Here is a 12,609-nt window from a genome sequence, read left to right as displayed (position 1 = left end):
GACTTTTGGTTTGTTGGTGCACGAAGGTGTGACAAATCAGTTAAAGTTGACGGCGGAAAAACCATGGAGGTTATGGAATTATGTCTGTTTTATCAATGAAACAATTATTAGAAGCCGGTGTTCATTTTGGACACCAAACACGGCGTTGGAACCCAAAGATGAAGCCGTATATCTTTACACAAAGAAACGGTATCTACATTATTGATCTACAAAAGACCGTGCATATGATTGATGATGCTTACAACTTTATGAAAGATGTTGCTGCTGATGATGGTGTCTTCTTGTTTGTTGGTACTAAGAAGCAAGCTCAAGACTCTATTGCTGAAGAAGCAACCCGCGCTGGTCAATTTTATGTGAACCATCGTTGGTTAGGCGGAACTTTAACTAACTGGGATACGATCCAAAGTCGGATTAAGCGTTTGAAAGAAATCAAGAAGATGTCTGAAGATGGCACATTCGAACGTTTACCTAAAAAAGAAGCTGCTTTATTAGTTAAACAAGAACAAAAATTAGAAAAATTCTTGGGCGGTATTGAAGATATGCCACGGATTCCTGATGTAATGTTTGTGGTTGATCCTCATAAAGAAATCATTGCCGTTCGGGAAGCTCAAAAGTTAAACATTCCAGTTGTTGCGATGGTTGATACGAACACGGATCCAGATGACATTGACGTGATTATTCCATCTAACGATGATGCTATTCGGGCCGTTCGTTTAATTACTTCCAAGATGGCTGATGCAATTATTGAAGGTCGTCAAGGCGAAGAAAACGTTGATTTACCAGAAGAACAGATGGCGCAAGCTGCTGCTAATGAAGACAATGATGGCGAACAATCCATTGAAGAAGTTGTCGAAGATTCTGATAAATAAGTAAATTTTATTGAATAAAGTAATTTTAAGAAGCTGTAACTGAAGTTTAGCCGTTTGAAAACGGGGAGACTTTGGTAAGATAACCGCGAAAGTGTTTAGATAATGAAACTTTGCGATTCAGCTTCTTTTGGTGTGTATAATGTTAGGAGGATAACGATGGCTAAAATTACAGCTGCGCAAGTTAAAGAATTACGTGATAGAACAAGTGTTGGTATGATGGACGCTAAGAAAGCCTTAGTTGCCGCTGATGGTGATATGCAAAAGGCAATTGACGAATTACGTGAAAAAGGTGTTGCCAAGGCTGCCAAGAAGAGTGACCGGATTGCTGCCGAAGGTTTAGCAACGATTGAAGTTCAAGGCAATACTGCTGCCATTATTGAAGTTAATTCCGAAACTGATTTTGTGGCTTCCAATGACAAATTTACCGGCCTAGTTTCCCAAATTGCAAGTGCAATTGCGGAACAAAAGCCTGCTGATTTAGCAGCCGCTTCCCAAATTAAGTTGGCTGATGGTAACAGTATTGCTGATGCCATTACGAATTTAACAGCCGTGATTGGTGAAAAAATCACTTTGCGGCGCTTCACAGTAGTTACTAAAAAGGACGACGAAAGTTTTGGCTCCTATTTACACAATGGTGGTCAAGTAGCTGCTTTAACAGTAGTTGCTGATGCTGATGAAGCAACAGCGCATGATGTTGCTATGCACGTAGCAGCGATTAATCCAGAATATTTGGATCGTTCGCAAGTGCCAGCTGATGTCATTGACCATGAACGCCAAGTTTACACTGAAGAAACGATCAATGAAGGCAAACCAGAAAAGATTGTGCCAAAGATCGTTGAAGGTCGTTTGAATAAGTACTTGTCAGAAATTAGTTTAGCTGACCAAGATTTTGTCAAAGATCCTGACCAAACTGTTGCTAAGTTTGTTGCCTCTAAAGGTGGCAAGTTAGTTTCATTTGTTCGTTATGAAGTTGGCGAAGGAATTGAAAAGCAAGAGAATAACTTTGTTGATGAAGTTATGGGTCAGATTAAATAAAAGCGCGCAGCGCTTTTTTTTTGGCTAATTTTAGGTAAAATTCAGTATTGATTACTGGTTATGGTAAAATGAACCCTAGAAGAAAATTGTAAGGAGTTAACGATGACTGTTAAATATCAACGAATTGTATTGAAATTAAGCGGTGAAGCTTTAGCAGGTCAAAATGGTTTTGGCATTAATCCGCCGGTAATTGCAAATATTGCCCAACAAATTAAAAAAGTTCATGCACTCGGAGTGCAAATTGCTATTGTGTGTGGTGGCGGTAATATTTGGCGTGGAGAAACTGGTGCTGAATTAGGAATGGAACGCGCCCAAGCTGATTATATGGGAATGTTAGCCACCGTGATGAATGGTTTGGCTTTGCAAGATGGTCTAGAAAAAGTCGGCGTTCCCACACGGGTTCAAACTTCCATTGAAATGCGGCAAATTGCTGAGCCGTATATCCGGCGCAAAGCCATTCGCCATTTAGAAAAACAACGCGTGGTCATCTTTTCAGCAGGAACTGGTAGTCCTTATTTCTCGACTGATACGACTTCAGTTTTACGGGCAGCCGAAATTGGTGCCGATGTGATTTTAATGGCGAAAAACGGGGTGGATGGTGTTTATTCCGCTGATCCACAAAAAGATCCTTCAGCAGTTAAATATAATGAATTGACTCAACTTGATGTAATTAATAAAAAACTTGGTGTGATGGATTCGACGGCTAGTTCATTATCCATGGATAATGATATTCCGTTAGTGGTCTTTAACTTAAATGAACCGGATAATATTTTACGAGTTGTTCAAGGCGAAAGTATTGGAACAACTATTCAAGGAGGCAAAAATTAATGACCCAAACAATTATTGAACAAACACAAGCTCATATGCAAAAAAGTGCCGATGCCTTGCAACGCGAACTCGGTCAGATTCGCGCAGGTCGGGCGAATGCTAGTATTTTAAATGGTATTAATGTGGAATATTATGGCGCTGAAGTGCCAATTAACCAAGTGGCTTCCATCAGTATTCCGGAGGCCCGGGTAATTTTGATTACGCCGTTTGATAAGTCTGCATTAAAAGATATTGAAAAGTCTTTATTAGCTTCTGATATTGGCATTAACCCAGCTAATGATGGCAATGTGATTCGCTTGGTAATTCCACAATTAACTGGTGAACGGCGCAAGGAATTAGTCAAAGAAGTTGGCAAAATTTCCGAAAATGCGAAAGTGGCTGTTCGCAATATTCGCCGTGAAGCCATGGATTCTTTGAAAAAGCAACAAAAAAATCATGAGATTACTGATGACGAAATGCATGATTTAGAAAATCAAGTGCAAAAGGTAACTGATCAAAATATCAAAAAAATTGAGCAGATTACTGATGACAAATCCAAAGAATTAGTAGTTCTTTAACCGATAGAGGAAGATATCAGATATCTTCGTTTAGAACATTAAGAGACTGGAAGAATTGGTTAGCAGTTGCATGAGTTTTGGCGCATTATAATAAGTAAAACTTCGTCTTGAATGACGAAAACTTATTGCGTTCTCGCTTCTTGTTGGAGTTGTTAACTATTTAAGGTATTAATGATCTTAGGTGGCTGAAACCAAGGTTGGTCAGTAAAGTAACCGGATTGACTTTGAGGTATACAATAGGTTAAGTGGTTTTTCGTTGAACTATCTTAACCTAGTTTAATTAGCTGTATAATGATCATTTACCCCAGTCTCTTTAAACTTTATTAGGAGTTTTCAAAATGGTTAATCAAGTTCTACCACGTCATGTAGCAATTATTATGGATGGCAATGGGCGTTGGGCACAAAAACGCGGCTTGCCAAGAATTGCGGGACATCGCGCCGGAATGAATAATTTACAAGTAGTAGCGAGTGCTGCTAGTCAAATGGGCATTTCTGCTTTGACAGTTTACGCTTTTTCGACTGAAAATTGGAAACGTCCTTCCAAGGAAGTGCGCTTTTTAATGAATTTACCAATTGATTTTTTTGGAAAATTCATGCCAGATTTGATGAAGAATAATGTTAAGGTGCTTATCACAGGTTTTGTGGAACAGTTACCTGCCAAAACGCGTGAAGTTTGCTTAAAAGCCATTGACCAAACCAAAAATAATACGGGCATGATTTTGAATTTTGCATTTAACTATGGCGCTAGAAGTGATATTGTTAATGCTGTTAAATTATTTGGCCGCCAAGCTCAAGAACGTCCTGAGTTGTTAGATCAACTAGATGAAAAAATGTTTGGTCAGTATTTGATGACTGCGCAATTAGCCGATTTGCAAGAACCTGATCTGTTGATTCGCACCAGTGGAGAACAGCGGTTATCTAATTTCTATTTATGGGAATTAGCATATTCGGAACTGGTTTTCGTGGATGAATATTGGCCTGATTATAGTGCCCAAAATCTGCGGCGTGATGTCTTAAGTTTTGGGCAAAGAGATCGGCGGTATGGCGGCATAAAACAATAGATTAGGAGTTTATTTTGAAAACAAGAATTATTACAGCAGTAATTGCTTTACTTATTTTTATTCCAATTTTAGTAGCAGGTGGAGTTTGGATTGATGTAGCAGCTTCTGTCCTGGCGGTGATTGGTTTATCTGAAGTTTACATTATGCGTAAACGCATTATTGTGTCCCCTGATTTTTTAATTGGGGCCATCGGCGTGTTACTACTATCTTTGCCCGAAAAAGCGTTAACTTGGTTACCCGATGCCTTTTCACGATTTGATTTGGCATACGTGTTTGTCGCCTTATTATTAATTTTGACGGTTTTCACCAAAAATAGTTATAATTTTGAAGATGCCGGGACAACAATTTTATCCATGTTTTATATTGGAAATGGTTTTCACTATCTAGCTGCGATTCGTAATTCGGATGCTGGTGGTTTGTCATTGCTCTTATTTGGAATGATTATTGTATGGGTAACAGATAGTGGTGCTTATTTTATTGGTCGCGCTATTGGTAAACATAAGTTGTATCCAGCCATCAGTCCTAATAAAACCTGGGAAGGTTCGATCGGTGGGGTCATCTGTGCCGTGATTTTTGCTTTGATTTATATGTTAGGTTTTAACCAATGGAATTATATGGACAATGTTCCACATAATATCTGGTTATTAATTTTAATTACGATTTTTCTATCAATTATTGGGCAAGTGGGCGACTTGGTCGAATCAGCTTATAAGCGGTATTATGGCGTTAAGGATTCGGGCAAAATTTTACCTGGTCATGGTGGCATTTTAGACCGCTTTGATAGTATGTTATTTGTCTTACCGTTAATTCATTCGTTGGGCTTCATGTAATCAGGAGGAAGTTATTTGGTTGCAATATTAACTTTTATCATTGTTTTTGGACTTATTGTGTTTGTTCACGAATTTGGACATTATTATTTTGCTAAAAAATCCGGCATTTTGGTGCGCCAATTTTCCATTGGGATGGGGCCAAAATTGATTTCTTATACACGCAACCATACCTTATACGTCATTCGACTCTTGCCGTTGGGCGGGTATGTGATGTTAGCGGGGGCCGAAGATGATGACGAACAGCTGAAACCCGGTACTTTAGTCGGTCTGAAACTCAATGAGAAAGAGCAAGTTGTGGAAATTGATAATTCACAAAATACTAATAATTCCACTTTAATCCCTTTTCAAGTTGTCCAAAGTGATTTGGAACGGGAGTTGTTTATTGAGGGTTATGAAGCTGGTGATGATGAACATTTAAAACGGTTTTCAGTTGATCATGATGCGGTTTTAATTGATCAAAGTAATAATGCTATGCAGATTGCACCACTGGATGTGCAATTTAATTCAGCTAGTTTGTGGCACCGGTTTTTAACGAACTTAGCTGGTCCGTTGAATAACATTATTTTTGGTATGTTAGTCTACATTTTATGTGCGTTTATTTTGGGCGGAGCACCGAGCAATTCAGCTCAGTTGGGGACAATTCAATCCCATTCGCCAGCTGCGCAAGCACAATTACAGACGGGCGATCAGATAGTTAAAGTTGCTAGCAAACCCATTCATAATTGGACTCAATTAGTCCAAGCGATTAGTCAAAGGCCTAAGCAAATGACTCAATTAACGGTTAAAACGCCGCAAAAGCGCATTAAGCATGTGACTATTAAACCGCGGGCTGTTAAAGAAGGTAAGCAAACCATTGGTCAAATCGGGATTATGCAAGCACGTGATCACCGCCTAGGTCCCACCTTAAAATATGGCGTTCAATCAGCCGTTGGTGCGGTGGCAACAATTGTGAATGCGCTCAAGAAAATGGTTACTGGTGGTTTTAACATTAACCAACTGGGTGGTCCCGTAGCAATCTATTCCGAAACTAGTCAGGTAGCAGCCATGGGTTGGCAACAAGTGTTACTGTTTATTGGTTGGCTGTCAATTAATTTAGGTATTATGAATCTACTACCCATTCCGGCTTTAGACGGTGGAAAGTTATTGTTAAATATTATTGAAGCCATTCGCCGTAAGCCCGTTTCTCAAAAGACAGAAGTTGTGGTTAATTTGATTGGTGTGGGCTTGTTACTGATCTTAATGGTCGCAGTGACTTGGAATGATATTACGCGCTTCTTTGTGAAATAATCTTTAGGAGTAAGGGAGAAAATAATTTATGAAACAATCACGGGTATTTATACCAACATTAAAGGAAACCCCTAGTGATGCTGAGGCAGTTAGTCATCAATTGATGTTGAGAGCAGGTTTTATTCGTCAAATATCAGCTGGAGTCTATGCTTATTTGCCTTTGGCCTATCGGGTTTTAAGGAACATTGAACGAATTGTTCGTGAAGAATTGGAACAAGTTGGCTGTGTAGAAATGTTGGCTCCGGCCGTTTTGCCGGCTGAATTATGGCAACAAAGTGGCCGTTATGACACCTATGGTGATAACTTATTTAAGTTTAAGGATCGCCACCAACGTGACTTTATTTTAGGGCCTACACATGAAGAGACGATGACTTCGTTAGTTAGCAACGTTTTGAATTCTTACAAAAAAATGCCACAAGTGTTATATCAAATTCAAACGAAGTTTCGTGATGAAGATCGTCCACGTTACGGTTTGTTGCGGGGGCGTGAATTTTTGATGATGGATGCTTATTCTTTTACTGCCAATACGGATGATTTGGATACAATTTTTGATCAAATTGAACAAGCTTATCGCAAAATTTTTGAACGTAGCGGTTTAGATTTTCGGGCAATTTTGGCGGATTCTGGTGATATGGGCGGTAGTGGTTCGAAAGAATTTCACGCTGTGGCCCCGATTGGCGAAGATACGATTGTGTATTCGGATGTGAGTGATTATGCTGCCAATTTAGAAATGGCTACGAGCGTTTTAACTCCTAACCCGCAAGCTGAAATGTTGCCATTATCAGAAATCAAAGTTAATCCGCAAGTGAAGTCGGTGGCCGATTTAGCACAGGATATTGATGTCACTGCTGCGCAAATTATTAAGTGTGTGGCCTATTTGGCTGATAAGAAGCCGGTATTGGCTTTGATCCGTGGTGATTTTGCGGTGAATGAAACGAAGTTAAAGAACTTATTAGGGGTGAACGAATTAACTCCCGCTTCAGATCAACAAGTTGCCGAAATTTTTCATAGTGTGCCCGGTTTTATTGGTCCCATGAATTTAGCGTCGGAAATTCAAGTGATTGGTGATTTGTCCATTCAGGATTTGACTAATGCTGTAACCGGTGCTAATCAAAAAGGATTACATTATCAAAACGTGAATGCCCCTCGAGATTATCAGGTTGAACAATATGCCGATATTCGGACTGTCAAAGAAGGCGAGCTCTCACCAGACAATAAGGGAGTTTTACATTTTACACGGGGCATTGAAATTGGCCATATCTTCAAGTTGGGTACGAAATACTCTGAAAGTTTAAATGCGAACTTCTTGGATGAAAATGGTAAACAACAACCCATCATTATGGGCTGCTATGGCATTGGTATTAGTCGTTTATTGTCTGCCATTGTAGAACAACATCATGATGATGCGGGGATGATTTGGCCCTGGGAACTAGCACCTTATCAGGTTCATGTAGTTGTCATGAATGCTAAAAAAGAAGAACAAATGTTACTCGCTGAGCAGATTGAAACTGATTTGACCGCTAGTGGTTTAAGTGTTTTAGTCGATGATCGTAAGGAACGGCCAGGGGTTAAATTTGCGGAAGCTGATTTAATCGGTTTGCCCGTACGGATTACCGTTGGTAAGAAAGCCAGCGATCAAATCGTAGAAGTTAAATTGCGGCAGCAACAAGAATCCGTGGAAGTTGCCGTGGGCGATATTAAAGAGACCATTAAGATCTTATTACACAATAATTAAATAATTTGAGGTGATGATATGACTGATTCACGAGCAATGTTTCAGAATCTCTTGGATCAAATGCAGTTACCGGAAGATATTCGACAGACTGCGATTTTTCAATCAGCTCAAATTCAAAAAGTTAAAGTCCATACTGAATCTCAGCAATGGACTTTTGTTTTAGAATTTGAACAAATTTTACCTGCCAAAACGTACCAAATTTTTTACCAACATTTACAGACCGCTTTTGAGGGCGTGAAGCTGGTGGACTTAGTTATTCAAACAAGCAATCAACAGTTCGATCAACAATTGCTCAATGCCTATTGGCCAATAGTGGTGGAACGCCAACAATTAAATGCGGCCATTTATCGAGAATTACAACAACAAGCCCCGCCTCAGTTGCTGGAACAAGAGCTGTTACTAACAGTTAATAATGAAGTTTTAAAAGATTATTTAACAAGTAAGTATTTGCAAGAGATGGAAACTACATTGCAACAGATGGGTTTTCCAAAAATGCGGATCAAAGTCTTAGTTGATCAATCGCAAACGCAGGCTCGAATTGAACAATTAAAACAACAGCAACAACAGCAGCAGCAACAATTGGTGGCAAATGTCAAAAAGGCCCAGGCTAACCCGACTAGTTCGGGGAAAGCCAGTTCCATTATTGGCAAAAAAATTGCTAGTGACACCCCCGTGGTAGCAATGAAAGATATTGTGGAAGAACAGCAATCAGTCGTAGTGGAAGGTTATATTTTTAGTTCCGAAGTACGCCAATTACGTTCAGGACGGCAATTGTTGATTTTAGAAGCCACTGATTATACGTCTTCCTTTGTTATTAAAAAGTTTTCCAAAAATGGTGATAGTGACGCTGTGTTCGCTGATTTTACGAAGGGGACTTGGCTGAAAGCGCGCGGCTCGGTACAAGAAGATAACTATTCCCGGGAATTAACGATTAATGCTTATGACTTAAATGTAATTAAAAAAATTGGGCGGCAGGATCAAGCTGAAGAAAAACGGATTGAACTGCATGTGCATACTAATATGAGCCAAATGGATGCGGTCAGTTCGACGACTGACTTGGTGAAACGGGCAGCGGACTGGAAGCAACCAGCAATTGCGATTACAGATCACTCGACAGCCCAATCATTTCCGGATGCTTATAGTGCTGGTCAAAAATACGGTGTCAAAATTATTTATGGAGTGGAAATTAATTTAGTCGATGAAGGAGAACCCATTGCCTACAACTTACGTGATGAAGCTTTGGCAACTGCAGAATATGTAGTCTTTGATGTGGAAACGACTGGTTTGTCGGCTGTTTATGATTCCATCATTGAATTGGCAGCTGTCAAAATGCAAGCTGGCAAAATCGTTGCGGAATTTGATGAATTTATTGATCCGGGACATCCTTTATCACAAACGACAATTAATTTAACTTCAATTACTGATGAAATGGTGCATAACAGTAATTCTGAACAAGAAGTGATGGATAAGTTTAATGACTTTGTTGGTGATGCCGTCTTAGCTGGTCATAATGTTACGTTTGATATTGGCTTTTTAAATGCAGCGCGCAGGCGTTGCGGCTATCAACCTGTCACGGTACCGATCATTGATACCCTAGAAATGTCGCGGACTTTACATTCAGAATATCGTAATCATAAGTTAGACAGCTTAGCTAAACGGTATGATATTAAGTTAGAGCACCACCATCGAGCTAATTCGGATGCCGCTACCACGGGTTATTTATTGTATGCTTTGTTTAAAGAAATGTTAGAGCAATTTGAAACGACGAACATTTTGCAATTAAATGATCATTTAGGTGGCCGCGAAGCATACAAACAAGCGCGGCCGTATCATGCAACTTTATTAGCCACCACCCAGGCTGGACTTAAAAACCTATTTAAGATTATTTCCAGTTCGATGACGGAATATTATTTCCGCACACCACGGGTACCGCGCCGAATTTTGAATGAATATCGTGCCGGAATAGTGGTCGGTTCTGCTTGCAGTTCCGGTGAAGTGTTTACAGCGATGATGCAAAAGGGCTACGATGAAGCTTATCAAAAAGCGCAGTTTTATGATTATCTAGAAGTCATGCCCCATGCGATTTACCAGCCCTTACTTGATTCTGGTTTGATTCAAGATCAAAGTGCGTTAGAAGAAATCTTGGGTAATATTGTGAAGCTGGGTCAAACATTAGATAAGCCAGTCGTGGCGAGTGGGGATGTACATTATTTAGACCCGAAGGATGCGATTTATCGTGATATTATTGTCAAGGCAGTAAAGAGTAATCCATTGGCACGACAAAAATTACCGCTAGCGGACTTTAAAACAACCACGGAAATGTTGCAAGAATTTCAATTCTTGGGTGAGCAAACTGCGCACCAAGTGGTCATTGATAATCCACAGATTGTTGCTGATTGGGTAGATGGTGAAATTACACCTGTAAAAAATAAATTGTATACGCCTAAGATGCCGGGGGCGGAACAAGAGATTCAAGATTTAACCTATAATAAAGCGCATGAGTTGTATGGTGATCCGTTGCCAGAAATTGTGCAAAAACGCTTGGACCGGGAGTTGAAGAGTATTATTGGTAACGGCTTTTCGGTCATTTATTTAATTTCACAGCGCTTAGTTTATAAGAGTAATAAAGATGGTTATTTAGTTGGTTCAAGAGGTTCCGTCGGCTCTAGTTTAGTGGCTACGATGACCGGAATTACCGAAGTTAATCCATTACCGCCCCATTATCGGTGTCCTCATTGTCAATATAGTGAGTTCTTCACGAAGGGTGAAGTGGGCTCTGGTTTTGATTTGCCCGATAAAGTGTGCCCACAATGTGGTCAAGAGTTGGCGAAAGATGGCCATGATATCCCGTTTGAAACCTTTTTAGGTTTTAATGGTGACAAAGTTCCGGATATTGATTTGAACTTTTCAGGTGATTACCAACCAATTGCTCATAATTATACAAAGGTCTTATTTGGTGAAGACCATGTTTTTCGGGCGGGAACGATTGGTACGGTGGCTGACCGGACAGCTTATGGTTACGTGAGCAACTATGAAGAATTAACGGATCAAAAATTTCGTGGTGCGGAAAAGGATCGTTTAGCAGCGGGAGCAACTGGGGTTAAGCGAACCACCGGTCAACATCCGGCGGGCATTATTGTTGTGCCAGATTATATGGATATTTACGATTTCACGCCCATTCAGTATCCAGCTGATGATCAAAGTGCTGCTTGGAAAACGACGCATTTTGATTTTCATTCCATTCACGATAATATTTTGAAACTGGATATCTTGGGCCATGATGATCCCACGATGATTCGGATGTTGCAAGATTTGTCAGGCATTGATCCGCAGACAATTCCCACTGATGATCCTGGGGTTATGGCGTTATTTTCCGGAACTGAATCATTAGGCGTGACGCCGGAGCAGATTGATTCCAAAATGGGAACATTAGGGGTACCGGAATTTGGAACTAAATTTGTCCGGGGTATGCTGGAAGAAACGCATCCGACCACTTTTTCTGAATTATTACAGATTTCAGGGTTATCCCACGGTACGGATGTGTGGTTAGGTAACGCGGAAGAATATATTCAGCAAGGCATCGTCACGTTAAAAGATGTGATTGGTTGTCGTGATAATATTATGATGGACTTAATTCATTGGGGCTTAGAGCCGGGCATGTCTTTTCAAATTATGGAACATGTTCGTAAAGGTAAAGGAATCCCGGATGAATGGCAAGAAGTGATGCGCGCCAATGAAAATGTTCCTGATTGGTATATTGAATCTTGTTTGAAAATCAAGTATATGTTCCCGAAGGCGCATGCGACAGCATATATTATGATGGCGTTACGAATTGCCTACTTTAAAGTGCATATGCCGCTTATTTATTACTGCGCTTATTTGTCTGTCCGTGCAGATGTCTTTGACTTGGTTGCGATGGCCAGTGGTAAACAAGCCGTGAAGGCGGAGATGAAGTCTATTAATGAGCAGGGCAATGATGCGAGCGCTAAAGATAAGAGCTTGTTGACGGTTTTAGAAATTGTCAATGAATGTTTGGAACGCGGTATTCAGATTAAAATGGTTGATTTAGACCATTCGGATGCGATGAATTTTAAAATTTTGGATGATCATACATTGTTAGCCCCATTTGTGGCAGTCCCCAGTTTAGGCTTAAATGTGGCTAAACAAATTGTGGCCGCCCGTGAAGAACAGCCCTTTTTATCGAAAGAAGATTTATCGAAACGGGGCCATGTCTCCCAATCAATTATTGATTATTTAACCCAGAACCACGTTTTAGACGGCATGCCTGATGAGAATCAGTTGTCGTTGTTCTAAGAGTTCCAGTCTAAAACTTGAAAAAACCAGCTGGTAGTTATATACTTTAACTAAGTTGATTTCACATGACGAGTGAGCAGGAATGCTCACTCT

General features: G+C 40.1%; 9 protein-coding genes. All 9 read left to right on the top strand.

Annotated features, from left to right (window positions below; genetic code table 11):
• Positions 1–80 precede the first annotated feature (80 nt).
• The gene (gene rpsB, locus AC3B5B_RS00260; RefSeq protein WP_489769005.1) at positions 81–869 is read left to right on the top strand and encodes a 30S ribosomal protein S2; all 789 of its coding nucleotides are present in this window, start codon (positions 81–83) and stop codon (positions 867–869) included.
• A 156-nt stretch (positions 870–1,025) separates the two neighbouring features.
• Complete coding sequence (tsf, locus tag AC3B5B_RS00255) at positions 1,026–1,904, top strand: translation elongation factor Ts (RefSeq protein ID WP_489769004.1); 879 nt, start codon at positions 1,026–1,028, stop codon at positions 1,902–1,904.
• A gap of 102 nt (positions 1,905–2,006) precedes the next feature.
• Complete coding sequence (pyrH, locus tag AC3B5B_RS00250) at positions 2,007–2,732, top strand: UMP kinase (RefSeq protein ID WP_489757542.1); 726 nt, start codon at positions 2,007–2,009, stop codon at positions 2,730–2,732.
• On the top strand, positions 2,732–3,289 hold the full coding sequence (gene frr, locus AC3B5B_RS00245) for a ribosome recycling factor (protein WP_489757543.1): 558 nt from the start codon (positions 2,732–2,734) through the stop codon (positions 3,287–3,289). Before pyrH ends, frr begins: the two co-directional genes overlap by 1 nt.
• Positions 3,290–3,627: 338 nt before the next feature.
• Positions 3,628–4,350: an undecaprenyl pyrophosphate synthase gene (gene uppS, locus AC3B5B_RS00240; protein WP_489769003.1), complete on the top strand. Its 723-nt coding sequence runs from the start codon at positions 3,628–3,630 to the stop codon at positions 4,348–4,350.
• Positions 4,351–4,364: 14 nt separating this feature from the next.
• Positions 4,365–5,180 carry a phosphatidate cytidylyltransferase gene (locus tag AC3B5B_RS00235; protein ID WP_489757545.1) on the top strand — a complete coding sequence of 272 codons (816 nt, stop codon included), beginning with the start codon at positions 4,365–4,367 and terminating at the stop codon, positions 5,178–5,180.
• A 15-nt stretch (positions 5,181–5,195) separates the two neighbouring features.
• The gene (gene rseP / locus AC3B5B_RS00230; protein WP_489769002.1) at positions 5,196–6,467 is read left to right on the top strand and encodes an RIP metalloprotease RseP; all 1,272 of its coding nucleotides are present in this window, start codon (positions 5,196–5,198) and stop codon (positions 6,465–6,467) included.
• Between the two features lie 28 nt (positions 6,468–6,495).
• On the top strand, positions 6,496–8,202 hold the full coding sequence (locus AC3B5B_RS00225) for a proline--tRNA ligase (RefSeq protein ID WP_489757547.1): 1,707 nt from the start codon (positions 6,496–6,498) through the stop codon (positions 8,200–8,202).
• A gap of 18 nt (positions 8,203–8,220) precedes the next feature.
• On the top strand, positions 8,221–12,516 hold the full coding sequence (locus AC3B5B_RS00220) for a PolC-type DNA polymerase III (RefSeq protein WP_489769001.1): 4,296 nt from the start codon (positions 8,221–8,223) through the stop codon (positions 12,514–12,516).
• The last annotated feature ends 93 nt before the right edge of the window (positions 12,517–12,609 follow it).

The sequence above is a fragment of the Bombilactobacillus sp. ESL1187 genome, assembly GCF_058107155.1.
Note: the sequence above shows the minus strand (reverse complement) of the source record. Positions and strands in the feature narration are given on the sequence as shown.

Excerpts from the sequence above, each read along its gene's own strand:
- tsf (WP_489769004.1), top strand. The coding sequence starts at position 1,026 with ATGGCTAAAATTACAGCTGCGCAAGTTAAAGAATTACGTGATAGAACA.
- uppS (WP_489769003.1), top strand. The coding sequence starts at position 3,628 with ATGGTTAATCAAGTTCTACCACGTCATGTAGCAATTATTATGGATGGC.
- frr (WP_489757543.1), top strand. The coding sequence starts at position 2,732 with ATGACCCAAACAATTATTGAACAAACACAAGCTCATATGCAAAAAAGT.
- pyrH (WP_489757542.1), top strand. The coding sequence starts at position 2,007 with ATGACTGTTAAATATCAACGAATTGTATTGAAATTAAGCGGTGAAGCT.
- AC3B5B_RS00225 (WP_489757547.1), top strand. The coding sequence starts at position 6,496 with ATGAAACAATCACGGGTATTTATACCAACATTAAAGGAAACCCCTAGT.
- AC3B5B_RS00220 (WP_489769001.1), top strand. The coding sequence starts at position 8,221 with ATGACTGATTCACGAGCAATGTTTCAGAATCTCTTGGATCAAATGCAG.
- rpsB (WP_489769005.1), top strand. The coding sequence starts at position 81 with ATGTCTGTTTTATCAATGAAACAATTATTAGAAGCCGGTGTTCATTTT.